A 25,301-nucleotide genomic window follows, 5' to 3' on the forward strand; every position below is an offset into this window, starting at 1 on the left:
CTCCTGTGATTATTATCTGTTATAATTTATTTCGCCTAGCGGAATTGTGTTAGGGTTTAAGATTACCCAACTAACTGCAAGCTCGCATAATCTTGTAATTACACCATCCTCAGCCAAACCTTTTCCATCTATCTTTGAAATAAGCACCTTACTCTCTTCTATCTCCTTCTCTGACAGCGCATTTCCTTCTGCAAAATGAACCGGCAGCGAATTTAGCATATTTCTATAACTCCTATCCCAGTTTATTCCACCGTTTCTATTAATTTCATCGTCCACCCTGCCTGTTATGCGGATAACCTCTCCCTGCACCGTTTTTGCGGCTCCTGTCGATGGAATTAGTAAATCCCAAAGCTCATTATACTGCTCTTTCCAAGTGCTCCCCTTTACAAGAATAGGAGAAACGCCGCCATGTATTATTCTTTTTGCCACAGGCTTTGCACCAAAGATATTGTAGAGCTTTGACAGGGCTGTATCTACATCTTCACAGGAAGCTTCACTAAAGTCATCCCTGTGGAATTCAAAATCCTTACCGATTATTTCTACTTTTTCTGCCATCTCAGGCGTAATTTCTACACCTGCCTTTATTAACATTTCTGCTATTTGGGCCATAGGTACTACCCTTATTCCTCCGCACGCTGTAAGAGCGGCTAGTAGAGGAGTTTCGCCTCTTTCATTTTTAGCATTGACATCTGCACCCTTTTCAATCAAAAAGTGTACTGTATTAGGGCGGAAATACTCTGCTGCCATATGAAGCGGCGTATTTCCATATCTATTTGGCTTTTGTATATCTCCTCCCAGCTCATAAAGCAGTTTTACTGTATCCATGCCAAATGTTGCCTGACTGTACAAAGGTGTGCAGCCATAATAGTCAGGTATATTTACATCAAGTCCCTGCTTAACGAGCCAGATAACAAGCTCGTCAGGTACACCCTTGTAATGAAGTGCAGTGTGCAGACCGAATTTTCCATCATAGGCAGTAAGCTCACATTTATCATAGACAGCTTTAAGTGCTTCAATATCTCCGGACTTAATAAGCTCATCAAAGTCTTTTGGCAGGGTAACTCTTTTCTTAGCCATTATTCTTCTCCTTCGTTTTATTTAAATCATTTGTAATACATCCAAAATGGAAGATTAACATTAAGCAGTGGCAATTTTGCAGAGAAAATTTCATCTATAATTCCCTCTTCAACTTTATTTTGGCCTTCCATTATATAAAACTCAGTTCCACAGACTAATCCGGAATAATCAACCTCTTCATAAATTTATTATTTCTTTTTAGCCACAAAATAATATCTATGAATTTTCCCCTTAATTACACCTTCTTTATCAAGAATTTCCTGTGCTTTAAAAAGATTATCCTGATATTTCTCCACTTCAAAACCCGGAAATTCCCAATCAATAATTCTGGCAAACCAAACCAGTGCACCTACATCATAAAACTCTATCGGTCTGTAGACTTCATCTGCTTCCACAATGTCAAATCCGTTATCAGTAAATTTCTGTCTTGCAATACTTAAATATGCTTCCGGAAAAGGAATTTCAACATCACCTATCAAAAGTTCTACAAGTTCTCTGTCATTTTCTGCACCGACTTGTTGCGTAAGAAATACTCCTCCGCTTTTAAGAGTTCTTTTAATTTCGTTTATGTTATATTGACCATGCCTGTTAGTAATAATGTCAAAGTAGTTATCTTCAAAAGGAAGAATATCTCCTCCTTCACATGCTTTAAAATCTATTCCTAAAGGAAGAAGTCTGTCCTCACATATTTTGATGTTTGGTTCATACCCTTCAATCGCAGCAGTATATTTAGCGTTTGCCATAAAAGACAAAAGAAATTCGCCACCTCCTGTTTCCATATCCAATAAATAATCTGTATCATTCAAATAGGATTTTATAATGTTTTCAAAATCCCAAGGGAGATCATCCTCTTCTCTATATCTTCCTCTAATATGTGAGAAATCCCAACCTTTAATATGCGCTATTTCCTGCTCAAGTAACCATTGATTTATAAGTGCTTGTTTTTCCATTTTTCTCCTTTCACTACCCAAAATATCAGTATATGTTTTATCCCTCAATATCAGCCGACAATAGCCCCTTCTTAGGGCTTCCATTAACTGCTATGCTGTGTCCAAAGAAAAGGTCATCATCATCAAGATAAGCTGTAAATGAACCTCCCGATGTCACCCATATTAAGCTTAAGCTAATTCTCTTTGCAAAGCTTTCTTCTGTAATTAAAGCAGCTTCTTCATCAGATTCTGCCCATTCACAAGCAAGTTTTGTAAGCTTTTGGGCCGCAAAACTATGCAGGTCTGCATCCCATTTTTCCTGTTCCAAAACCATTGTTTTTATAGCCTTTTTAGCCTTTGTTATACCGCTCTTATTATCCTTGTCTACATATAAAGATATATGTATCCTGCCACCAAGCCAAGCTATGTTTCCCTCAAAACATTTAATTTGTTTATCATAAGTCAGTTCACCCAATACATCATCTTGCAAAATTATCGGCTTTCTATACTCTGTAAGTATTTCTTCAAGTTCCGGACAAGCTACGTTTTTTTCAAGAACTTCTACAACCAAAAACAAGTTTTTTATCGGCAATGCACCGTTTGGAACTTCCTCTGGTAGCTTTTCACGTACCTTTAATCTGTAAATAGTTTCATCTTCAAATTGATATGGCAGATTTTCTGTGTCTGTGACAGGAAATGCTATCCGTCCTTCCTCCTTATGCAGTTCACCTGTTTTACAGTCCACATAGGCTAAAAAATAAGCCTCCCAGTCCCAAAAACCGTTTCTAAGACTTCCACCACCACCTTCATGTCTTAGAATAATAATCTCTCTTTCTTCTTTCTCAAAAGAGTTTTCCCATTCACTCTGTGTCATTTTATTTCTTAGTCTTATGTATTCTATTAATTCCATTATTCTCTCCAATCAATCCCAAACGATTTCCGAACATTTATAATTTTCAATACATATAATTATTCCTAAATCGAGTAGGAGGCGGTGACTAACCGCCGTCCTCTCCCAGCACTGTACGTACGGTTCTCGTATACAGCGCTTTCAATAGTTGATGTGCACAAACTGATATGCTGTGGCTAAATCGTAAAAGCCTCTGTTTATCAGTCTTTCTTTTGTCATTGCCATATTAATAGCAACTGTATGTGTTGTAAACCAATAGCCACGTCTGCTGTTTGCCGCTTTCCATGCTAGGTCTTTTGGAACTCCCATTACCTTAAGATTTCGGTATCTAGTTCGCACACGTTTCTTCCTCTCCATCTATCTGCCTCATTTATCATGCATGATTCCGTGTAGTTATTGGACTTATCCTTTCCACTACCAGGCGGATTCGGGACTTTAACCCGTTAGAAACGTGCGCCGCTAGGCGCACTATAAGAAAAACCTGCCAGCCTGAGAGCTGGCAGATTTTTTTGGGGCAGACAGGTTATTTACCATTTACTTTAATCCTAAGCTTGCAGAAAAACACATATACGAGATTAATAAACTGGTTGAAAAAGCCCACAATCTAAAAACCTCACAGGCTAAAAGGTCTGAGTTTGGTGACTGTTCAAAGTATGTAACTTTTATACCTACAGATAAAAAAGGAAACAAAGAAGACGGGAAAATTAAAGTTGAAATAAATGAAGAGGCGATAGAAAAAGCAAAAAAGCTTGCAGGATATAATCTAATTGTAACGTCAGAGCTGTCAATGACTTCAAAAGAAATATATGATACATACCATAATCTCTGGCGAATCGAGGAGTCATTCAGGGCAATGAAATCACAGCTTGACGCCAGACCTGTATACCTCCAAAAACAAGACTCAATTATCGGTCATTTCCTGATATGTTACCTTGCTGTTCTTCTTTCCCGAATGCTGCAAATTTACATCTTAGAAGATAAATATGGAATCGAAGAAATATTTAACTTTATAAGGGGTTTTAAGGTAGCAAAGATCTCAGATTATAAATACATAAACCTTACATGCAGTTCAGACTTTATAAAGAAACTAGCTATAAATACAAAACTTCCATTGACATTGTATTTTCTTAATAATGAAGGTATAAATAAAATGCTAAGCCATAGGTTCTAATCTTTGGCTTAGCACTATTTTTTAATCTCAACTCAAAAAGACAGGTAATATACATGTCAAATAGAAAAAACAGGAGTAGAATGTAATGGTTTGAGATCAATATTTAGTGATATTATTATTTTAATATAATCAGAGTGGAGGAATTGTATGGATACGGTACTTAGACTGACTAATGTGAATAAAAGCTTTGGAGAGCATCATGTTCTCCATGATGTGAGCTTTAAGGCAGGCAGGGGAGAGCTTATCGGCTACATAGGGCCAAACGGAAGTGGCAAGTCCACAACTGTTAAGCTGATGCTTGGAATCCTTGGTGGATACACAGGTACAATTGAGGTCTTTGGTAAGAATATAGAAGAAGATCTGGTAAGCTACAAGAGGAAGATAGGTTATGTTCCAGAGATTCTATCCCTCTATGAGAGCCTTACAGGGGAAGAATATATCTCTTTCTTATCCTCTGTCTATGAACTAAGCAACTGGAGAGGTAGGATGGAGGAGCTTGCGGAGATATTTCAGATAAATGATGCGCTCACCACTCGTATCTCTGGTTATTCAAAGGGTATGAAGCAAAAAATAGCCATCATAGGAAGCCTTATACATAACCCTGACATCCTCTTCCTTGATGAACCGCTTAACGGTATGGATACCAATAGCGTGGCTGTGTTTAAGGAGGTGCTTAAGACACTTACCAAACAGGGGAAGACCATATTTTATTCCTCTCATATTATGGAAGTGGTGGAACAGATGAGCAGTAGGGTTATCCTTCTTAAGGACGGAGCAGTCATAGCAGATTCTACGGTTGAAGAGCTGAAAAACAACAGCAGGGGCAGTAGTATGGAGGAGATTTTCAATGACCTTACAGGCTTTACAAAGGGACACGACCTTGCAGCTAAGTTTGTAGACACACTGACCGGAGGTGAGACTATTGAAGATGAAAAATAGCGAACCCTTTGTGCTTAAGGTAGTTGATAAATGTGTAAAGCCATTTTTAAGTAAAGACTTAAACTATGGTCAGATTAGGGAGATGCTTAGGCTAAAGCTAATTATGGATAGCAGAAGGGTTTCCCCTGCTCTGCAAAATAATGGGAAGAAGATAGGGAAAGAGCCGAAAAGATCTATGATTTTAACCTGCCTGGTTTATATGGGGTTAGGAATTTTTATCGCTTCTATGCAGGTGATGCCAAATATGTTTGGAGCTAATACAATCAGCTTTGCCATGCTTATATTCATGTTATTTTCCGTCTATATCAGTGAATATTCAGCTGTACTCTTAGACACTACAGAAAAGTCATTTTACGGAGCACTGCCGATTGGGAAAAATGAGATAAGTACTGCAAAAAACATACATATAGCCTATTATATAGGAACTATAGCAGCTGCTATGATGCTGCCATCTATAGTTGTCGGCTTTATTTCTAAGGGAATCCTATACGGCTTTGCGTTCACTCTGGTATCGATTGTGATTGTTGTCGTTTGCCTCCACCTTGCAGGAGTTATTTACTACCTCCTTCTCAAGGTATTTTCCGGAGAGAAGCTAAAGGACATATTAAGCGGCTTTCAGATATTTATGACAATAGCGATAATACTCTCGTATCAGATTGTGCCAAGAGTCGTAAGCATAGCAGGCTTCTCAAAGGGGGAACTTACATTTTCGCCATTTTATTTTTTTCTGCCATCAGCTTGGTTCTCAGCTATACTGGAGAGTTTATTTGGTGCGGGTGGAGCATGGTATATATATGTACTGGCAGGAATCACAGTGCCTGCTGTCATCTTGCTTGAAGTAATATACAGGAAAAAGGCTATGCCGGAGTTTGAAGGAGAACTTGACAAGCTTACGGAAACAGCCAAGGAAAATAAAACACTTTCAGCATTTTCAAATCTTATGTGTAAGCTCCTCTCAAAGGATGAGCAGGAAAATGCCTTTATGAAGCTTGTGCTGATACAGGTGTCAAGAAACAGGGATATGAAGCTTAAGCTCTATCCACAGCTTGCCAATGTATTTATTCTGCCTATAATAATGGTTCTGCCACAGATTACAGGTGAAAAAGGACTTACAGGCTTTATAGAAAATCTCAGAGAAGGAAGATGGGGGCTGGCTCTGCTTTATTTTACAGGGCTTACTTCCGCAGCCATCTATGGGATAATAACTCAGACTGAGAATAAAGAGAGCATAATGTTCTATCAGATTCTTCCAATTGAGAATCTAAGTAAATGTATAAGGGCAGGAGTTAAGGTAGTATTGTTTCGCTATCTGACGCCTATCTTTGTGGCTCTGTCAGCTCTGCTTTTTGCGGTTTATGGAATTGCTATCCTACCCGACATAGTCATTGCCTACTTGTCGTTTATATTTGTAACAAGTCTTATGATAAGAGTAGGTACTTGGGAGCTTCCATTTTCTTCGGAATTCAATCCTGCAAATGTAGGACGGGGATTACTGTTGTTATTTATGAGTTTATTCATACTTGCCTTATTTGGATGGACGCATATATTTTGGCTTAAAACCCTAGAGTTACAGCTAATAGGTATAGTGGTGATGATACTGGCTAACCTTGTATTATGGAAGTTCTTTATGAATAAGAAATACATTATAGCCAGAGGATAAGAAATATTTTTCTTAAATGTTAAGAAAAATGAAGAGCTAAGTGACTTATGACGTATAAAAGCTTGTAGGAAGAGTATTGATAGAGCATATAAAAGTAATCGAGTAGGAGGCGGTGACTAACCGCCGTCCTCTCACAGCACTGTACGTACGGTTCTCGTATACAGCGCTTTCAATAGTTGACGTGCACAGACTGATAGGCTGAGGCTAAATCATAAAAGCCACTGTTTATCAGTCTTTCTTTTGTCATTGCCATGTTCATGACAACTGTATGTGTTGTAAACCAATAGCCTCGTCTGCTGTTTGCCGCTTTCCATGCCAGGTCTTTGGGAACTCCCATGCTCATCAGGTTTCGGTATCTGGTTCGCACACGTTTCCATTGTTTCCATATACACATACGTATTCTGTGATAGAGCCATCCATTGACATCATTCATGTTGCTCTTCATACTTACTATTCCATAGTAGTTAAGCCACCCTCTTGCGTATACCTTGATTCTTTCTAGGCTCGGCTTGATTGACTGACAGAGCTTACGAGAAGAAAGTTCTTTCAGTTTCTCCTCAAGATACCTCGTACTGCTCTCTAAGAGTCTCTCCGATGCCCTTTTGCTTTTGTCCACGGAGGAATCTCCACTGTTCTTCCGAAGTTTTTGGAATCGGATAATGGGAGTACTCCGGCATTTCTTTTTGCAATTCCTGAATCAACCATATCCTTCTTTCACTTTGCTTCATTTTCTCCTCCTTTCAAAGCTCCCCTATAGCAAATCTCTAAGTCCCTTTCCGATGTCTGCATTCAGGCAAATGCTTCTCTCCGAAATTTTCGTACTGCATCCCGACTCTCCCAGATTCAAACAGGCGTAGTAGGCATTGGGATTCTCTTCGGTATATTGCCAAAAGGGGAACTTAATAATCACGGGAGTATTCATCCCTACCCCGAGCTCCCAATATAAGACATGCTTTCCCTTATGACTATGCAGGAAATCCTGATAGCGCTTTGCCGCCATTTTCCAGCCCGCGTCCTCTACAAAGCTTTCATCCGTGCGGAGATTCATGGTCATGGGGAGTCCGTCATCCGGGCAAATGGGGATAAGCTCCGTCGGAATAGACATTTTCAGCGTCTTATCCTCCGGCAGCTGAAATATCCCCGCATTATCTCGGACACAAGTTTTTTATGGTATAATTTGAATATGAAAATTGTGCAACAAATAGGAATTTGACGGGGAGGTCTCATGAGGACAGAATATAAACACAATCCGCCCATTCCATATAGTCTACATGATATGCGTGTCAAAAAGATTATAATGCAAGATCAAACAATAGTACTTGAATTTGAGGACGGATATAAAAAACTTACAGAACCTTTTGAACAGGTCGAGGGAAACATCACAATCGAAGGTGTGGATTTTGATTTTACCAGCGTGATGTTGCAGAGCAAATGGGGAAACTATGGAAAATTCAATGGTGAGAAATTAGAACTGGAACACTTTATAAAGAGATACAAAAACTATAGCTTTGAAATTGTAGATGAATTATATGGGTATAATCAAGTATTGTATTCTGGTTATTTATCTATCTTAGAAACAGAAGATTTAGTTCAAATGGACATTTCAATTTACTTTACAGGCAGAATTATTTACGATACAAAAGAGTAACAAATAAAACTGCCCGACCGAGAATATTTCGTCACTTCGTTCCATCGAGGGCACTACACTCCCTTGCGACACTTGTGCGTCTATCCCTTTTGGACTTGCCGCCCGAAAACAGCATGAAGTGCTGTCCTCCGCCAGCCTGTCCCCATGCTCCGCATGGCAGATGTAGATCTGACGAGCGTGGATTGGCTATGGTTTCCGTATATTCCCTTTGGAAAACTGACAATTTTACAGGACAGGAGGATATAGAAAGCTAATATAAAAAATGGATTGAAAATAGTCTACTATTATTGCTTATTGAGAAAGAAGAATTAGCTGAGTTCTTTGAGCGAAGGATGCTTATTGACCGCAGGTCAATAAGATAAGAAGATAATAAGATAAATAATTAGAAATTGAAGGAGGGCATAAATGAAAAAGTTTGCAGTAATCTTATATCCTGATTTTTCTTTGCAAGAAATAACTTGCCTAACATCTGTATTAACATTGTGGTTTGGTGAAAAACTTGATTTTATTGCAAGCGAAGATAAGGAATATTTAAGCGAGGAAGGCTTTGTCATCAGACCCACTAAAATTATTGGAAATATAAAAGCAAAAAATTACGATTGTTTAATTTTGCCCGGAACCATGAATCCATTACCCGCATTGTATGATGAAAAACTGATTGATTTTCTTAGAGAAGGCATTGATTCCAGAACTGTGTTTGCGGCAATTTCATCTTCACCAATATTGTTATCTAAATCAGGCGTTCTCAAAAATAAAAAATTTACTGCGGGATATTTTATGCAGATGACAGATACTTTTGATTTTATAGAGAAGAAAAACTTTATTCACAAAGGAATTGTTGAAGATAAAAATGTTATAACAGGAATTGGAATGTTTTTTAAGGAATTTGCAGAGGCAGTTCTAAGAAGGTTTGATTATGATATAGGAGACCATTTTATGACTGAAAAAGCTGACGATTTTACTGAAGAAGAATTAACTTTTTATTGGACTGATGATGATTACAAGGAATTTTTAGACGAATTGAAATCTTATGAGTAAGCGGTAAAATAATCTGTCCTTTCAAAAAAATCCGCCAGCTTTCAGGCTGGCGGATTTTCTTTACCTTATTTTTTTCATACTCTCGCAGGTGTACGGTAAAACCTCTTGCTTCGCAGTAACCTCCTCCAAATACATTTCCGCTAAATAGGAGGGACCTGTCCACCAAAGCTTTGTTGTATCATCATACAAGGCTTTTCCCGTCTTTGAAAGAAGGAAGTCCACTAAGACTTCTTTGCTATCTTTTCCGGTGAATGCCGATATTTCTTCCACTGCCATAGTTACAAGTAGATCAATTGTATAATTCAGTCTTTCTTTGGAAATACTCAACTCAGCCATATCTTCTCACTTTCTATAAATTTTAGACAAGATAGTGCGTCTTCCATGATAAAGAATTAAGCTTTCTTTTAACTCAAGCATGTATCTTTAATCCTTTCGAATCAATATATTCTTCAACATCCTGCAACACCGCCTCGTCTCCCTCGCAATGGAAGATTCCATAAGCCTTTTCTATATAGTCTAGAACCTTTGCCTGTTTAAATAAAGAAAGTACTTTATCCATGGAAAGCTTCCATTCTTCTGCCGCCAATCTGATAAGTCTGGTTTGCATAAATAGTATCTCTTCTTTTTCACTCATCTGAAATCCTCCTTTCTCATATTGTAGATTATATCATAAATCCTCTACACCTGCTCTCCTTCCTCCTTTGTCTTTCCCATCACCTGACTAATGGCCGCATGACCGCCGGTTTGCACCTGACTTAGCAGCGCCTGCCCGCTGCTCTGTAGTTGACTGATTACCGTCTGCCCGCCGCTTTTGATCTGGGATACAGCGGCTTGTTTACTGCTTTCCATCAAATTGCTTAAAGCATTCATAATTTCTTTTTTCTTCTCTTCCGGAAGCTTTCCCATTTCTTTCCAGATGGTTTCCATGTTTTTCATTAAATTTCCGGAAAACTCAATAAAGGTCTCCGACTTTGTACTTTCAATCAGGGAAAATGCGGTTGTACAAAGGGACTCTCTGCTTTCATCGTCCATGCTTTCCAGCCAGCTTCCCAAGGTGGTTTTCGTGTACTCACTAAGCTCATCCAGTTCCGAAGAGACAAGGGTATCCTTTTCCGCTTCCCATGTCATAGCATCATGCTGCAAAATGCCCTTTGCCGTACTGTGAATCACATGTTGCTTTGCGGGATTGGACAGAAGTTGCCCGATAATAGAACTTTGGGGAGCGATGGTTATAATTTTCGGTAAAAGCTCCTGAAATTCCGGAGACTGAATCACTTCCTCTCGAAAGCCGGGCCCGTCATTATTATAAACTTGCACAATACGCTCCTTGTACTCAGCCTCGCAAAAAGCCGCAGCATACATGGCGAAGTTCCCACCCTTCGAATGTCCTCCCAAGATAAGCTCTCCCTCCAAAACAGGAGCGATCTTGTTAAAATACGCTACTGCTTCTTTAGCGCCTGCGGTTTCCGTCCTACAGCTCATCAAAAAGTCTTCTTTCCAGCCGGTGATGGTCTTATCCGTTCCGCGGAAAGAAATATAATTTCTGCCGTCAGGCAAGAGAAAGACAAGAGCCGCAAATTGCTTCACCTGATTCTTGTCAAAATCTTCCGCATAATAACCGGCCTTGGTAGCAGAAAAGCGTTCTCCCTCCATCATTTCTTTCAGTAAGAGGGGTGCTCGCTCCGTAAACTCTCCTGTGGTCTGGATTTCTTCCAAAGAATGCTTTTCACAAAAATCTTGAAAAAGCTCTTTTAAATCAAAGAAGCCGTTCCAGTCCTCCCTCAAATCTCGAAAATCAATATAAGAAAGATAGGAAAAAATGACATTGTCCACCTCATTAAAGGGGGAAACGGACAAAGGTACATCATTTCTCCATTGTAAATAATCCAGTAATTCCATAGTTTTATTTCCTTTCCACATGAACTATTTCTTATACATTAAAGATACTTTTAAGTCTATGAATCACTTGCTCTGTAGTTACTCTATATGTCTTCAAACTATTATCATCAAATTCATCCTCTTTTAATTTTGAAATAAAAAAGCCTATATCCTCGTAAACTGACAACGGTAACTCCTTAATGGGATTTAAGGCCATTTCTACCGCTAATCTTAACACATCATTTTTATGCTTCTTTATATCGAAGGAGTCAATCCTCTCTCCATGTAATTTTCTAGAACTCAAGTCAAGGTATGCCTTTGCCTTAAATAAAATCCCATAATTTCTCGACAAAATCCACAGATAATGCTTCTACTATTAAAACCACATCCAAATCTCTGGTAGCGCGAAAATCTGAAGCATTTTCCGTAAACAAGATGTCACAGGCAGCGCCTCCTATAAGAACATAACTGCCTGTATAGCCCTTAAAATAATCTCTAAACTTTAACAGCCCCGTCACCATACATATTCCTCCAGCATTTCTTTAACCGCTTTTCCGATTCTATAATCCTCTTTTTCTTCCTCTGATAAAGAAAGCTGAAGAGACAAAGGATCCATTATATTTCCGGCTTTATAAAAAAGCATATATCCAAGCTCCTGTACCATAGATCCCGGCATATCTATCTTTCCGGAAATAGGTCTATTTTTTATCCCCAGTCTATTCATATCCTTTTTAGCCACAATGTAGCTTGGATAAGCGTTATCTTCTATATTGGAATATTCTGCCAATGCTGACATCCCACCTTTGATTGGAAGTTGCAAATCATCAGCAAAATAAAACGTAGATATCACAGGCGTTCTCATAAAATTCTTAAGATCTTCCCATAGAGCTTTTTTATCCTCAGGTATATTGATAACACGTGACCTGCCCTTTAATCCTAGAATCGGCATCTCTAAAAATTCGATTTCATCAAAACATCTTGAAGCAGACATCTTCGTGATTTCGAGTTTTTCCGCTGTTTTGCTAACATTTATTTCATTCCAATCCTCATATATTGCCGTAAGAATTAATTTTTGACATAGGTAGGATAAACGCTGAATCGGTTTTATCTCTCTTTCAGAATTTGCTTGCAGCAAAATCCCTAAAAAAGGCAGGTATATCTCCCTATTTTCTATAAAGAAAGGAATCCCTTCCGAAATCATCGTATTTATGGAATATAAATTTCCTGCTCTCAGATAGAAAGCACAATGCAGATTCAATATTTTTTCAATTTGTTTATGTTGTTTTCTTAGTTTTGATAAATGAACTTGCTCTTTTGGAATAATAATAATCCACTCTGCACCATAGGTTTGGACCAATTTAAATGTATAAAGACTGATGTATAAGAGAGGAAGTCTATCTTCAAAGTTAATATCTTCCAACATAATTTCTATTCCCAGTCTTTTTTCCAAAAAATCTTTCATAAATACTCCTTTTTTATTTTGTAACTTAATTTAGGTTACAAAATAAATATAAAGGACTTTATCTGGAAAATCAAATGGAAATTATAGGTATATCAGATTTAAAGTACTTTTAAAAAAAAAAGAGAGTTGCATGCATTAGCTTTTAAATGCCTACACTCCCTATTTTTCTATTTTCTCCTACCCTTTAAGCTTTCTTATCTCCACTCCGTTTTCCGTTAGGGCTGCCCGGAGCTTCTTCACAAAAAGGAGGGCCTTCTCTCCGTCACCGTGAACGCATACGGAATCCGCCTGTATAGGGATTTCCTTTCCGCTGATTGCCTTAACCTTTCCCTTTAAAATCATGGAAAGCACACGATCTATGGCGAGGTTTTCATCGGTAATCATCGCCCCTTCCTTGCTTCTTGCCACAAGACTGCCGTCTTCTTCGTAGGCTCTATCCATAAAGACTTCCGCGCGCACAGGAAGACCGAGCTTCACAGCCTCTTTATAAAGGGTGCCGGAGCTTTGCGCAAGAATAATGAGGCTCTTATCGTATTCCTTAACCGCTTCGCAAATGGCTTTTGCAAGGCTTTCCTCCTTTGCCGCCATATTGTAGAGGGCGCCGTGCGGTTTCACATGCTGAAGCTTTCCGCCGTTTTTATGCAGAAAAGCATCTACTGCCCCGATCTGGTAGAGCATCATCGCCTTCACTTCCTTCGGGCTTAAATTCATATTTCTTCTACCGAAGCCCTGCAAATCCGGAAAGCCCGGGTGTGCACCGATTGCGGTTCCCGACTTTTCACAGATTCCGACCGTATTTTCCAGCACAACGGGATCTCCCGCATGAAAGCCGCAGGCAATATTTGCCGAAGAAATAAGCGGAATCAGCTCCTCATCGAATCCCAAGGTATATCTTCCGTAGGACTCTCCTACATCTGCATTTAAGTCAACCTTCATCTTCTCCTACTTTCCCGAAAGCATAAAACGCTCTACGAAACCGGTATCAACTTTTCCCTCCCGAAAAGCCTCGGACTGCATAATCTTATATTGAAAATCGAGATTCGTCTCCACACCGAGGACCAGCATTTCCTCAAGGGCAACCTTCATTTTCCGAATCGCCTCATCCCGATCTCGTCCAAGTACCAGTACCTTGGCAATCATGGAATCGTACTCCATCGGAATGCTGTAGCCGGTGTAAAGCGCGGTATCGACACGCACCCCGTTTCCGCCGGGAAGGTGAAGTGCCGTAATTTTACCGGGGCTTGGCATAAAGTTCTTCTCCGGAATTTCCGCATTGATTCTACACTCTATGCTGTGCCCAAGGAAGGGAATCTCTTCCTGTTTAAGACTCAAGGGCTCTCCTGCCGCAACTCTAATCTGTTCCATGACAAGGTCGGTGTTCGTGAGCAGCTCTGTAACGCCATGCTCCACCTGGATACGGGTATTCATTTCCATAAAATAGAACTCCCCGCTCTTATCCATGATGAATTCAATGGTTCCTGCTCCGGTGTACTGCACGGACTTTGCCGCCTTGACGGCAGCCTCCATCATCTTCTTTCTCGTTTCCGGACTGACAATCGGCGAGGGAGATTCCTCGACAAGCTTCTGGTGATTTCTCTGTATGGAGCAGTCTCTTTCCCCGAGAGCAACAACATTTCCGAAATTGTCCCCCATAATCTGTGCCTCGACATGACGAGGCTCTAAAATCAACTTTTCCAGATACATCGCATCATCCGAAAAGGCATTTGCAGACTCTCTTTGCGCAGTAAGGAAGTCCTTTTCAAAGTCCTCCTCTCCGAAGCACTCTCTCATTCCCTTTCCGCCACCGCCGGAGCTTGCCTTAATCATGACCGGAAAGCCCATTTTCTTGGCTTCCTCTAAGGCCTCCTTCACATCATAAAGAACGGATAAGGAACCGGGAACCACCGGCACACCGGCTTCCCGCATCTTCGCTCTCGCCTGTGATTTATTTCCCATGGAGTCAATCACTTCCGCAGTCGGACCGATAAAGACTATGCCGTTTTCTTCACATTTTTTAGCAAAGCTCGCATTTTCCGAAAGAAAACCGTAGCCGGGATGAATGGCATCACAACCCATATTCTTCGCCACGGTTAAAATCGTATCCATATTCAAATAGGAGTTTCTTGCCGAGCCCTCTCCGATACACACTCTTTCGTCCGCAAGACGACTATGGAGCGCGTCCTGATCCTCCTTGGAGTAAACCGCAACGGAGGACACGGAAAGAGCACGAAGCGCACGGATGACCCGAACCGCAATCTCTCCTCGATTTGCCACTAAAACTCGTTTAAACACCTTTTCCTCCTTTAAAGCTGTAGAACAGACTAAGTCTGTTCCTTTCAGCGCCTTCTCACACTTTCTCACGTTTTCCGCTGCCTTCTGAAACTAAAACGCAAGCTCAGCCTTCTGATACTAAAATTTAAGGCTTTGTCTTCTCACACCAAAGCGTAAGCTCAGCGCTCTTACAGCTTTCTCACACGGAATAAAGGCTGTCCGTATTCCACCTTCTGCTCGTTCGAAACCAGTACCGCTTCGATTTCACAGTCGAAATCCGCCGTGATTTCATTCATCATCTTCATGGCTTCGAGGATACAGACGGTATCCCCAGCCTTTACAGTGTCTCCTACCTTTACAAAGGCAGGAATAGTCGGGCCCTTAGCGGAATAAAAGGTTCCCACAATCGGACTTGTGATATGCACTTCATTTTCCTCCTCAGCAGTGTCTGTAGAAGAATTGCTTGCACTGCTGTCACTGCTGACTGCACTGATACTGCTTACCACTCCGCTTCCTGCAATAACAGGAGGATTATCCAGCTTACTCATCATAATCTTAAAATCGCCGTCTTTAATGGACATGGTGTTTAAGGTAGAGCCCTCCATAATCTTCACCAGTCCTTCTAACTTTTCTAAATCCAACATTCTACTCTCCTTATCGTAAAGCTGTCCTATCCGAACAGCATGGATAATCTCTTTGCAGCCAATCTGCATTCGAGCACTTCCTTACAGGGCTTATGGATTGCCTTTCGCATCTCCTGTAGCTCCCGTTCCTCCTGTAGCATAAGCTGCTGTGCTTCCTGCACACTCACCGCCTCGAAACGAATCTTATCGTCCATTCTTCTCTGAACGAGTTTCGGTAAATCCACGGAAATGACTGTCGCTATCTTTCCGTAGCCTCCGGTTGTCTGCCGATCCGCAAGAAGGATAATCGGTTTTCCGTGGGAAGGCACCTGTATGGAGCCGAGGGCAATACCGTCGGAAATAATATCCGAACCGCGCTTTGTTTCGATAAAGCTTCCCTCCAGACGCATCCCCATGCGGTCAAATTCCGCACCGACCGTAAACTCCGTTTCTAGGAAGCTCCGGATTCCCTTTTTGGAAAATATCTCTTCCTCCGGTCCCATGACCACGCGAATCTTCACCTTATCTTCCTCATATTCTTTGAGCGGAAGCGTTCTTGAGAGAAAGCTCGAAAGGTAAATTCTTCTGTTAATACGGGTCTCAATAAAATCGCCGTCCTCCAGCTTTCTTCCCTTAAAGCCCCCTATTTGACATTTCAAGTTAGTGGAACGGGAACCCATCACAACGGGCACCTTCAGATAATTGGAAAAGGCGATATAGCAGGTTCTCCCGGTTCTTGCGGAGCCGATTTTTAAGACATCCCCTTCCGCAACATAAATTGCGGTATACATAGGGATCTTCTCGTCATTTAACTCCGGACGGAAGTCCCCTCCCGTTATGGAAATAATCATGGGAGCAGTAAACTCCAGTGTAGGCCCGATTAAAGTACACTCTAAAACCGCCTCATTTTCCGGATTGTCCAGTAGGAGGTTTGCAATACGGAAGGCTCTTCTATCCATGACGCCGTTTACATTAAAGCCCTGCGCCTGAAATCCGCTTCGCCCTAAGTCCTGCACCGTGGTAAGAAGTCCTCCTTTAATTACTCGAAATCCCATTTTACTCCCCCTTATACCACTTTACTTCATACTCATCCTTCGCTACCGCCTCTTCTATCTCCCGATATTCCTCAAGGGAAATGGGGCAGAAACGAATGTATTCTCCGGCTCTTGTGAGGATCGGATCCTGTTTTGCCGGATTATACATCTTTACCGGCGTCTTTCCAATCAAACGCCATCCACCGGGAGAATCCACGGGATATACCCCGGTCTGAGAGCCTCCAATCCCGACAGATCCCGCCGGAATACAGAGTCTCGGATTATCGAGTCGCTTGGTGTGAAGCTTTTCCTCTAAACCCCCGAGGTAGGTAAATCCCGGCAGAAAACCGAGCATATAAATTAGATACGCATCCCGGGAATGTCGTTCAATCACTTCTTCCACGGAATAGCCGGAATTTTCCGCAACAAAGCTAAGATCCGGTCCGAATTCCCCGCCGTAGCAGACAGGAATCTCCCAAATCTTTTTTTCGAGACTCTCGACCTGTGTATCCATTTTCACAATGGAATGCAGTCTCTTATATAATTCCTCATAGCGAATTACCAAGGGATTGTACTCCACAAGAAGGGACGCATAAGCCGGAATCATATCCACAATGCCTTCAATCTGTTGCATCTTTATCAGCTGTACCGTAGCACTGATAGCTCGATTCACTTCTTCGCTGATCTCCTGTTTAAAAAGAATCAGAATTGCGGAATCCCCTGCCGCTACCACTCTTACCTTTTCCATAAATTTTCCTTCTTAATCCATATCCATCTTCATACTGTAAAAACACCGATTTATTTTCGTTTTTTGGGGGAAAAATAAACTTCCATGCACAATCGTATTGCCGCGCGCTTCTTGCTTTCGCTTTACATTAAGTATATTTCCCCTATAAACGAGCTGCCGTGCCAAAAGTAATAAGCAATCTCATGACGGAATCTGCTATTTCCCCTACAAGCGAGCTGCCGTACGATTTCGTACGGCACTCATTATAAACCAAATTTGTCTGCAAAATACAGTTCAATCTTTTGTATTATTTAATCTTTTAGATTATTTTCAATGCCTTTAGAATAATTTCAATGCCGAAAGAGAACGAATACCTACATAGGCTGCAAGTACAACAACCACAATACCTAAGATAAAAAGCAGCTTCGGATGCTTATAGTTCTCTCCCACAATCTTCTTATTCTGTGAAGCCACAAGACATACACCAAGGGTTACCGGTAAAATCAGTCCGTTTAAAGCTCCCGCCAAAACAAGGAGAGTTGCCGGCTTTCCGAGGAAGGCCATAACCAAAGTGGAAATCACGATAAAGGCGATAGTCCAAAGATTTTCCTTCTCCGCTATCTTCGAAGAGAAAGTCTTTAAGAAACTGACGGAAGTATAGGCCGCACCGATGATGGACGTAATAGCTGCACAGGTAAGCACCAGTCCGGAGAAGCGTCTTCCGATTTCTCCTGCTCCCTGGAAGAAAGCATCCGCTGCAGGATTTCCCGCATCTAAAGTTACTCCTTTTACCACTACACCAAGCACTGCAAGGAATAAAAGAATACGAACAATCGCTGCCACAATCATGCCCATCACTGCGGAATACTGAATGTCCTTAAGCTTTCCTTCTCCTGTAACCCCTGCATCAATCAATCTGTGTGCACCGGCAAAAGTGATATATCCGCCAACCGTGCCCCCAAGGAGTGTCAAGATAGCCGGAACCAATGTGCCGAGCTTCGCATCCGGAACAAAGCTGTTCTTTACCGCTGTCGCAACAGGAGGCTTTACAATGAAAATTACTACAAGGATAACCACAATCATGATACCGCCCAGAATCTTTACGAGCTTATCCATAATCCCCTTAGCATCTTTGGAGAGGAAAACGAGTACAGCGAGGCCCCCTGCAATAAAGTAGGAAATCTGCACCGGAATTCCCAAGGTAGTTTGAATCCCGAGAGCACCTCCACCTACATTTCCGATATTAAACACCAGACCGCCAAGAACAATCAGGAAGGAGATAAAGTATCCAAGTCCCGGAAGTAAACGGTTTCCGACATCCTGTCCTCTCATCCCGCTTACGCAAAGCACTCGCCAGATATTTAACTGTGCAATGGCGGAAAGGATAACGGAAATCAGGATAACAAAGCCGAAACTCGCCTGAAAGTCTCCTGTAAACTTTGCCGTCTGTGTCAAAAATCCCGGCCCGATAGCCGAAGTTGCCATAAGGAATGCCGCCCCCAGTAAGGCACCGCTTTTTGCTTTTCCGTTCATACTCTCTTCCTCCTTTGTATTAGGACTTATTTATTCAAGTCTTATATTCAAGTCTTGTATGGTAGTATAATTCATTTTCCCCATTCGTCAAGCAAAATTTTTCATCCTTTAAAAGAAAAAATTTTTAACTAAAATGATACATGAGTAAATTGGATCTGCAGTGACAAAGCTGTAAAATGCTCGCATTTTATAGTTCCTATTTACTTTGTCGATATAAGTTTTGTATAGATAGCTGTTAAATAAGGAGATTACTATGGGAATGCAAGGAATAAACAGAGGTTTGAGTACTCAGTACCAGCAGATCGACAAGAAAGTTTTAGGATACAAGCTAAATGGAGAGTATAAGACAACGGAATTTCGTATCCTGCAAAAAAAAGATAGTTTCATATTAAGTGAGGAGTACAAAGGATTTGCAGAGAAAGAAGGAACGCCAAAGATTACGAATGAGGGAGAATTCGTATTCGTAAATCATTCTATTTCCGCCGTGCTGAAAGAAGATAATAAGCAAAGAAACTGGAAAATACAGTTTGACAATGCCGATGATTTACGAAGTATAGCCGAGGACGGATATCTTCAAGTTAATGGGAGAAAGATTGTACTCACAGAAAAGGAAAGGAAAAATTTCAAAACAATTGCTGACGATATAACAAAATTCAACGAACTGAAGGCCAAATTTTGCGATAGCTTGAAAAATCTTTCCGAAGTACAAAAGCAGGCAAATGAAAAAAATGAAGAATTTCTGATTTTAAAGATTACCCTACTCTATGGCAGCGGGAAGGATGTGCATGAAAAGGACTTGAAATTTTTGAGAGAAAAAGATCCTGAAATGTTTTCCTTGGCAATCAAAATGCGTTCCCTGCAAACCAGGATAGAAAAAAATAAAAAAAAGAAGTCTCTTGTTGAGGAGGCAAAGGAAAAATCCTTTAAACAGATTGACGCCATTGAATATGAAAAGGATAATATAGAGCTAAATATTGATATAAAAAATAATAAGGTAAGCGAAATCAAAACTGTAAGTGAGAAAGTAATCGCATAAATCATAAGTAACCGTTTTCGAGAATAAAAAAGCGTGCAGAGCCTGCCGGATTAGCAAAGCTTGCACGCCTTTTAATTCTCAACAAGTGGCACAGGCTGATCCTGAGACATCTTGTTCATAACGAGTATCGCTTTCAAAGCGTGCGATATCTCATTTTCAAGAAGTACCATGTATAGAGCACAATATGCAGTTCCTCTTATCCTACTCTTGCACCATTTTCATCCACTCTATGCCCGTCCGCTGTCATTTCATTAAGAAACATTGCGCCAAGAGGGCGAGAAGCGTCTTCATTCAAATAATACCACTTGCCGTTAATCTCCTGCCAGCCACTAAGCATTGCACCATCTGTCGGACTTAAATAATACCAGTACTGACTTGTCGGGTCTAAATACCAACCTGTCTTCATGGCACCGAGTGTTCCATCGGATACAGTACCGAGGAAGTACCACTTACCGTTAGAAAAGTGCCAGCCTGTCTTCATATAGCCATCCTCATTAAAGAAGAACCATCCCGTGAGATTTCCGGAACTCAAATAGCTCCATTCATTTTTCGGATAGCTGCCATCCTCTTTTTTTAACCACCAGCCCTTGGCATCCTTTGTCCACTCGCCGGGAGTTTTTCCACGCTCTGCTCCCAAGACCTGTCCCCTGGAAGAAGCTACTTTCTTCTCTTCTTCCTCCGCCGTCTTTTCTTCTTTTACTAGGTATTGTTCCAAATTCGTTTTCGCTTCTTTCACAGATTGAATAAATCCCTCTACATAAAAAGGAGTCGTTTCCGGCTTATCCAACTCTTCTTGAGATACTTGAATAGCCTGTTCCAGCTTTATACGCGCTTCCGCATTGGAAAAATGATTCTCCGCCAAGTATTTTCTTGCAACGTTAATTTCTTTTTGAAGATCGTCCCTTAAGTAACGTCTATCCTCCTTTGTAACATAAAATATCGGATCTACATCATTTTCTATTTTAACTTCTCCATCTTCATCTACAGAAATTAGTATTTGCTCCGGTTCAAACTTCCACAAAAATTGTCCATTTTTAGAAACGCAAACGGAATAGTACTTTCCTCCATTCTGTCCCTCAAGCTTAAAAGTAACCATTCCTTTTGCATCGGATTTTACATTCTTGTAAGAACTTAAGTTAGGAGTAATGGTATTTGCAGTTAATTCTACATTCGGAACAAATGCAGAGGTCTCTTTATCCACAACAAAAAAATAAACTTCTGTCGTGGGTAAGACTTCAGAGCTCTTTTCAAAGGCCTTAAACTCAATTACTGCATCCTTTTCATCTTTAACAGGCTTTCCATCAATTGTTGCTACTCTTCCATCCTTATCTGTTACAAAATTATAATGATCCACTTCAAATTTTAAACCTCTATTTTCCACCCGAATTTCATATTTTGAATTCGGATCAAAATGGGAATACTCATATTTCCCCTCAGTATCTGTTGGTTTTCTATACAAAATATTAGGAAAATCCCCTTCAAACTTGGAAAGTCTGATGATACTACCGGCCAAAGCCTTCCCATCTTTATAAGTATAGATAGCTATACTATCCGGTCTCTCCATCTCCTCTTCCGCTACGTCATCATCTTTCCCCATATTTTCTGCCGGATCTTTTTTTTGCAAAACCAAAGTATCTACCAGCTCATCTGTAGCTAAATCGGCAGGATACTCCCCATTATTCCATAACTTTAACTTAGACATAGTGTAATCCTGATTTTCTTGCAAGCTAAGAGTATATTTTTTTTGATAAATGAGTTCTATATTCAACATTCCCATGGAAGATTTATGCTCTGTCTCATTCCCCTCCTCATCCGTCAGGATAAAGCTAATATCAGATAAAAGCGGTTCCTTCCTACCATCATTCTCGACACTCAAGAAAAAAACAGCATCCAACTTCTCTTCCGCATACGCTGTACCACTCCCAAAGAAACACAGCAAGACTACACAAAAAATGAGTAACTCGCCCATAAGTTTTCCAAATTTTAAATTCATTTTCATACCCCTTTATCTATTTTTCACTAGTCTCCTCGAAATAGTAATGAATAAAAACTAATTTTTCAACAATACAACTATATATTTTATAAGTCGTGCAATTTATTAAACTTTTCTATAAGGAGAAAAAACATAGATAGATAAGTTTACACGAAATGGAATTTTGGAAAAAGGCAAAAATAGAGAACTGTTCCAAAAAAATAGGGAACTGTTCCAAACAGCTCCCTAAGTTCATTGTATTCAGCTTTTAAAGCGTCCTATATTTTTTACACTAGTCCAGCCACCTTGCCTGCCACTCTCTGGCAAGTTCGTAAGCCTCTTCCTTCCCGGCAAGGCTTTCCTTCCATTCCTTCGGAATTGATGCATAGCCATAGTGTGCCGCAGCTAAAGTAGATACTAAAATCGGCAAGTTCTTTCCTCCTGAAAGTTCTACCGCTTTTTCTACCGCTTCCTGATAGGATGTCGTATGCAGTAAAGTCCAAACCGCAGCATAAAGACTCTTCTCTGCACTGCCGTCCAAAACAAGCTCTTTTTCCTTCTTGTTCTTCATTTCTTCTACATTCATAAAAGGAAGAAGACGGACATACTCGGCAGCTACGCGGTCATAGTCTCGTACATCCTCACGGTGCTGCGCCTTTGCCTCTTCGTTCATTCTTGCCTCTTCCTCATCCTCCGCTTCCTCGTCTTCATAGAACAGTCCAACATAGGATGCCGCAGCGGAAAGCTGCTCTTCCAAGCTTTCTCCACCAATATGAAGAACCAGATTGCGTAAAATATAGGAATAAAGCTCAGCCATGAGGAGGGCTACAGGATGATTGTGTGTGAGTCTTGTTCCGTCATGCAACATTGCCCTGTCCAAGTCGCTAAACTGATGCAGTCTTCTGCAAAGGAGCAAAGAGAAGGGTAAAATACGACAAAGCACGGCGTCATCGGACATATCCGAGCCAATTTCTTCCGGCTTCTTTCCGGTAGCATAGCGCATAATTGCCGCTTCAATTGCATCCACACTATCCTCCGTCTTTCCATCTAAAAGATAAACCCCTTTGGACTTCCAGTCGTACATCTTTTCCATAATATCCTGCATGGAGAGACGCTTTTCCGTATTTAAACTGTGGAATTCGGAAAGTAAAATACTGTTTATGCTCGGTCTTAATGAAAAAGCCTCCGTCTTAAATGGCGCCTTTTCAATAAGGCCTCTTTCCTTCGCCAAACCGAGACTGCCACCAATTAAGGAAGAATAAATCATATTTTCGGAAAGCTCTTTGGTTAAGCTCCTCTTTTCTTCATTTTCCTTACTAAGCTTGTCTCTTCTGTCTCCGGCATCCAAAAGCCATTTAATTAAGTGAAGACTCAAGAAGAAAGACTGGGACCAGGGATTAATAATCATTCCATCCAGTTTTCCCTGCTCGGAAATATGAACCGCTGCCCTTAAAACCTCCAGAATCGGCATAGCAATCGCTGCAGTAGCTTCTTTATTCTTCCGTACTTCTTCTCCGGAGGTAAATACCGCCATAGCATCTCTTCCGTCGCTGGTGCTTAAGTGATTAAACAGCACCTGCCCATCCATGGTTTCTCCTTCTTTCTTATCAGGCGGAACAATCGCGACAAGAAGCTGCGCATTTCTTTCCATACCCTGCAGAAAGCCCTGGAGTACCTTTTCAATGCCGGCTCTTCTCTCTTCCTCCGGCATCTCACTCTCTTCATACTTTTTCTGCTCTTCATAGTAGAGTGTTATAGCTTGTGTAATCCCATGACTTCCCTTCAGCTTTTCTTCGACATTCGCGGTACGCATCTTATTCTGCAGAGCCTGCACAACTTCCTTTAACATAATGAAGCTGTTACTGAAGGGGTTGATAACCAGCCCGTCTGCCGTAGGATGATTGGCTACAATATTCAGAATTTCTCCGGCAGGAAGAAGAAGGGCATTTCCGTTTTGCTCTTCTCCGTCTCCACGCTTTTCCTCTTCGTCGGTAAATACAGCTGCATAGTTCTTTCCGTCTTCCGATTTTAAGAACCTAAGTGTAATCTGCTGCTGTCCCTCCTTTTCCCCGGCAGGATCTGCCGCAAGAAGCAGACCGCCGGCCTTAGAAACCAGCTCTTCCATCGCAGCAAAAACCTGATTTAAATGCTCCTGATCCCTATGGTCTGAAAATGCCAACACACTATCTTGAAGCCCCTTCGCCATGTTTAATCGGGCCCTTATATCTTTCTCTTCCATTTCTACCTCCTAATCACAAGAAAAACCTTCTCGGATTCTCTTCCATAAAGGACAGTATAACAGAGAAAGAGAGAAGGGAAAATACTTTTATCTACTACAAGAATATAGTTTGTTTTGGCCATTTAGTTTGTTTCAGCCGTTTAGATCATTTCGACTGTTTAGTTTATTTCGACTGTTCAGTTTGTTCCGTCTGTTTAGATTATTTCGACTGTTCAATTCGCTTCGGCTGCTCTAAAGCTTCCGACTCTTCTGTAGAACTTGCCAATGATTTTAGCTTCGTGTTCGGAATGGTAATTTTTTCGCGATAAAACTCCAGAATAACTCTCTTGTTTAAGGTGTTATAAACATCCCAGTATCTTTTACTCTCCACCCATACACGGATAGCAAAGTTTAAGGCATCATTTTTCACCTCCGAAATCCCAAAAAAGGGCTCCGGTTTATGAAGGATTCGATTGTCCCCTTCTACTGCAGCTTTTAATGCCTTTTCCACCCTCTCCGGATCCTCTTCTCTTGCTACGGAAAATGTCAGGTCAACTCTACGAAGCGCTTCCGAGCTATAATTAATAATATTGCTGTTCATCAGGTTTCCATTGGGAATGGAAATCTTTTTATTGTCAGGAGAGAGAATAATGGTATAAAAGACACTCACCTCTTGCACCGTACCTTCATCTGTTCCGCTTTTGATATAATCATGTACCTGAAATGGACGAAAAAGAAGAAGCATGATACCTCCTGCAAGGTTCGATAAAGAGCCCTGCATAGCAAGACCGACTGCAACACCCGCAGAAGCCAGCACCGTGATAAGGGAAGCCATCGGAATCCCCATAATGCTGATGCAGCTCATTCCCAAAAAGAAGTAAAGAACAAAACGTATCGCCTTTATGGCAAAGGGACGAACTGTCGGATTGATTTTCTCACAAATACGGGATTTTGGAAGAAAGGAAATCAGCTTTCGAATACAATATCTCCCAATAAGGAAAACCAAAAGTGCAAAGAAGAGCTTTCCCATAAAACGGCTGATGCCTAAAGCAATACCATTTCCAAAATTCTGAAAACTCCAGACACGAATCTCATTTTCAATTTGATCGACTGCTCCTGTATTCATTTCCCCTCCCAAAAACCTAATTAAACTTATATGAAGCTTACAAATTAAA

The 25,301-nt window shown here is 40.9% G+C and carries 25 protein-coding genes and 2 pseudogenes; 6 read left to right on the plus strand and 21 right to left on the minus strand.

Translation table 11 applies throughout. The annotated features are described in order from the left end of the window. Positions 1–12 precede the first annotated feature (12 nt). From HMPREF9625_RS09965 to HMPREF9625_RS09980, 4 genes are all read right to left on the minus strand, one after another. Positions 13–1,077, minus strand: coding sequence for an ankyrin repeat domain-containing protein (locus tag HMPREF9625_RS09965; RefSeq protein WP_009534570.1), 1,065 nt, complete (start codon positions 1,075–1,077; stop codon positions 13–15). A 188-nt stretch (positions 1,078–1,265) separates the two neighbouring features. Then, a complete protein-coding gene (locus tag HMPREF9625_RS09970) occupies positions 1,266–2,027 on the minus strand; it encodes a class I SAM-dependent methyltransferase (protein WP_009534571.1) in 762 nt (253 codons plus the stop codon). A gap of 37 nt (positions 2,028–2,064) precedes the next feature. Next, positions 2,065–2,916 carry a DUF2262 domain-containing protein gene (locus HMPREF9625_RS09975; protein WP_009534572.1) on the minus strand — a complete coding sequence of 284 codons (852 nt, stop codon included), beginning with the start codon at positions 2,914–2,916 and terminating at the stop codon, positions 2,065–2,067. Between the two features lie 141 nt (positions 2,917–3,057). Then, positions 3,058–3,255: a hypothetical protein gene (locus tag HMPREF9625_RS09980; RefSeq protein WP_242822670.1), complete on the minus strand. Its 198-nt coding sequence runs from the start codon at positions 3,253–3,255 to the stop codon at positions 3,058–3,060. A gap of 193 nt (positions 3,256–3,448) precedes the next feature. Between HMPREF9625_RS09980 and HMPREF9625_RS11190 the strand changes: the two are divergent. The 3 genes and pseudogenes from HMPREF9625_RS11190 to HMPREF9625_RS09995 form a co-directional block, all read left to right on the plus strand. Continuing rightward, a pseudogene (locus HMPREF9625_RS11190) lies at positions 3,449–4,087 on the plus strand (IS1634 family transposase); the annotation flags it as partial. Between the two features lie 147 nt (positions 4,088–4,234). Then, a complete protein-coding gene (locus tag HMPREF9625_RS09990) occupies positions 4,235–5,026 on the plus strand; it encodes an ABC transporter ATP-binding protein (protein WP_009534574.1) in 792 nt (263 codons plus the stop codon). Then, entirely contained in the window at positions 5,016–6,686 is a 1,671-nt protein-coding gene (locus HMPREF9625_RS09995) for a hypothetical protein (RefSeq protein ID WP_242822676.1), read from the plus strand. Before HMPREF9625_RS09990 ends, HMPREF9625_RS09995 begins: the two co-directional genes overlap by 11 nt. A 169-nt stretch (positions 6,687–6,855) precedes the next feature. On the opposite strand, the pseudogene HMPREF9625_RS11195 reads toward HMPREF9625_RS09995, so the two are convergent. The 3 genes and pseudogenes from HMPREF9625_RS11195 to HMPREF9625_RS10005 form a co-directional block, all read right to left on the minus strand. Beyond that, positions 6,856–7,296 (minus strand): annotated as a pseudogene (locus tag HMPREF9625_RS11195) (group II intron maturase-specific domain-containing protein); the annotation flags it as partial. Next, the gene (locus tag HMPREF9625_RS11390; RefSeq protein ID WP_009534577.1) at positions 7,244–7,414 is read right to left on the minus strand and encodes a hypothetical protein; all 171 of its coding nucleotides are present in this window, start codon (positions 7,412–7,414) and stop codon (positions 7,244–7,246) included. The pseudogene HMPREF9625_RS11195 and the gene HMPREF9625_RS11390, both read right to left, overlap by 53 nt. Positions 7,415–7,437: 23 nt before the next feature. Beyond that, positions 7,438–7,791, minus strand: coding sequence for an SIR2 family NAD-dependent protein deacylase (locus HMPREF9625_RS10005; protein WP_009534578.1), 354 nt, complete (start codon positions 7,789–7,791; stop codon positions 7,438–7,440). 120 nt (positions 7,792–7,911) lie between these two features. Here HMPREF9625_RS10005 and HMPREF9625_RS10010 point away from each other — a divergent pair, with 120 nt between their 5' ends. After that, positions 7,912–8,334 carry a hypothetical protein gene (locus tag HMPREF9625_RS10010; RefSeq protein WP_009534579.1) on the plus strand — a complete coding sequence of 141 codons (423 nt, stop codon included), beginning with the start codon at positions 7,912–7,914 and terminating at the stop codon, positions 8,332–8,334. Between the two features lie 405 nt (positions 8,335–8,739). Next, a complete protein-coding gene (locus HMPREF9625_RS10015; protein ID WP_009534580.1) occupies positions 8,740–9,372 on the plus strand; it encodes a DJ-1/PfpI family protein in 633 nt (210 codons plus the stop codon). A 60-nt stretch (positions 9,373–9,432) separates the two neighbouring features. Here the strand turns inward: HMPREF9625_RS10015 and HMPREF9625_RS10020 are convergent, their stop codons facing one another. The 11 genes from HMPREF9625_RS10020 to HMPREF9625_RS10075 form a co-directional block, all read right to left on the minus strand. Then, complete coding sequence (locus HMPREF9625_RS10020; protein WP_009534581.1) at positions 9,433–9,708, minus strand: hypothetical protein; 276 nt, start codon at positions 9,706–9,708, stop codon at positions 9,433–9,435. 73 nt (positions 9,709–9,781) lie between these two features. Beyond that, positions 9,782–10,006, minus strand: coding sequence for a DUF3791 domain-containing protein (locus HMPREF9625_RS10025; protein WP_009534582.1), 225 nt, complete (start codon positions 10,004–10,006; stop codon positions 9,782–9,784). 44 nt (positions 10,007–10,050) lie between these two features. Beyond that, the gene (locus HMPREF9625_RS10030; RefSeq protein ID WP_009534583.1) at positions 10,051–11,271 is read right to left on the minus strand and encodes an Mbeg1-like protein; all 1,221 of its coding nucleotides are present in this window, start codon (positions 11,269–11,271) and stop codon (positions 10,051–10,053) included. 302 nt (positions 11,272–11,573) lie between these two features. After that, the gene (locus tag HMPREF9625_RS11515; protein ID WP_009534584.1) at positions 11,574–11,771 is read right to left on the minus strand and encodes a hypothetical protein; all 198 of its coding nucleotides are present in this window, start codon (positions 11,769–11,771) and stop codon (positions 11,574–11,576) included. Further along, the gene (locus HMPREF9625_RS10045) at positions 11,765–12,712 is read right to left on the minus strand and encodes a hypothetical protein (protein WP_009534585.1); all 948 of its coding nucleotides are present in this window, start codon (positions 12,710–12,712) and stop codon (positions 11,765–11,767) included. The genes HMPREF9625_RS11515 and HMPREF9625_RS10045 overlap by 7 nt, the downstream gene beginning before the upstream one ends. A gap of 177 nt (positions 12,713–12,889) precedes the next feature. Then, entirely contained in the window at positions 12,890–13,648 is a 759-nt protein-coding gene (locus tag HMPREF9625_RS10050) for a LamB/YcsF family protein (RefSeq protein WP_009534586.1), read from the minus strand. Between the two features lie 6 nt (positions 13,649–13,654). After that, the gene (gene accC, locus HMPREF9625_RS10055; protein ID WP_036569283.1) at positions 13,655–15,004 is read right to left on the minus strand and encodes an acetyl-CoA carboxylase biotin carboxylase subunit; all 1,350 of its coding nucleotides are present in this window, start codon (positions 15,002–15,004) and stop codon (positions 13,655–13,657) included. A gap of 167 nt (positions 15,005–15,171) precedes the next feature. After that, complete coding sequence (accB, locus tag HMPREF9625_RS10060; RefSeq protein WP_036569233.1) at positions 15,172–15,627, minus strand: acetyl-CoA carboxylase biotin carboxyl carrier protein; 456 nt, start codon at positions 15,625–15,627, stop codon at positions 15,172–15,174. Positions 15,628–15,653: 26 nt separating this feature from the next. Beyond that, positions 15,654–16,661: a 5-oxoprolinase subunit C family protein gene (locus HMPREF9625_RS10065; protein ID WP_009534589.1), complete on the minus strand. Its 1,008-nt coding sequence runs from the start codon at positions 16,659–16,661 to the stop codon at positions 15,654–15,656. Between the two features lies 1 nt (position 16,662). Then, positions 16,663–17,388 (minus strand): 5-oxoprolinase subunit PxpB, encoded by a 726-nt coding sequence (gene pxpB, locus HMPREF9625_RS10070; RefSeq protein ID WP_009534590.1) that lies wholly within the window; start codon positions 17,386–17,388, stop codon positions 16,663–16,665. Positions 17,389–17,706: 318 nt separating this feature from the next. Beyond that, positions 17,707–18,900: an NRAMP family divalent metal transporter gene (locus HMPREF9625_RS10075; protein ID WP_009534591.1), complete on the minus strand. Its 1,194-nt coding sequence runs from the start codon at positions 18,898–18,900 to the stop codon at positions 17,707–17,709. 253 nt (positions 18,901–19,153) lie between these two features. Here HMPREF9625_RS10075 and HMPREF9625_RS10080 point away from each other — a divergent pair, with 253 nt between their 5' ends. Then, complete coding sequence (locus HMPREF9625_RS10080; RefSeq protein WP_009534592.1) at positions 19,154–19,936, plus strand: hypothetical protein; 783 nt, start codon at positions 19,154–19,156, stop codon at positions 19,934–19,936. Positions 19,937–20,132: 196 nt separating this feature from the next. Here HMPREF9625_RS10080 and HMPREF9625_RS10085 read toward each other — a convergent pair whose 3' ends face one another. From HMPREF9625_RS10085 to HMPREF9625_RS10095, 3 genes are all read right to left on the minus strand, one after another. Next, positions 20,133–21,929: an N-acetylmuramoyl-L-alanine amidase family protein gene (locus tag HMPREF9625_RS10085; RefSeq protein WP_009534593.1), complete on the minus strand. Its 1,797-nt coding sequence runs from the start codon at positions 21,927–21,929 to the stop codon at positions 20,133–20,135. A gap of 271 nt (positions 21,930–22,200) precedes the next feature. Next, on the minus strand, positions 22,201–24,147 hold the full coding sequence (locus HMPREF9625_RS10090) for an ADP-ribosylglycohydrolase family protein (RefSeq protein ID WP_009534594.1): 1,947 nt from the start codon (positions 24,145–24,147) through the stop codon (positions 22,201–22,203). A gap of 199 nt (positions 24,148–24,346) precedes the next feature. Then, positions 24,347–25,252: a mechanosensitive ion channel family protein gene (locus tag HMPREF9625_RS10095; RefSeq protein WP_009534595.1), complete on the minus strand. Its 906-nt coding sequence runs from the start codon at positions 25,250–25,252 to the stop codon at positions 24,347–24,349. Between the last annotated feature and the right edge of the window lie 49 nt (positions 25,253–25,301).

It is taken from the genome of Oribacterium parvum ACB1 (genome assembly GCF_000238055.2).
GTDB lineage: Bacteria > Bacillota > Clostridia > Lachnospirales > Lachnospiraceae > Oribacterium > Oribacterium parvum.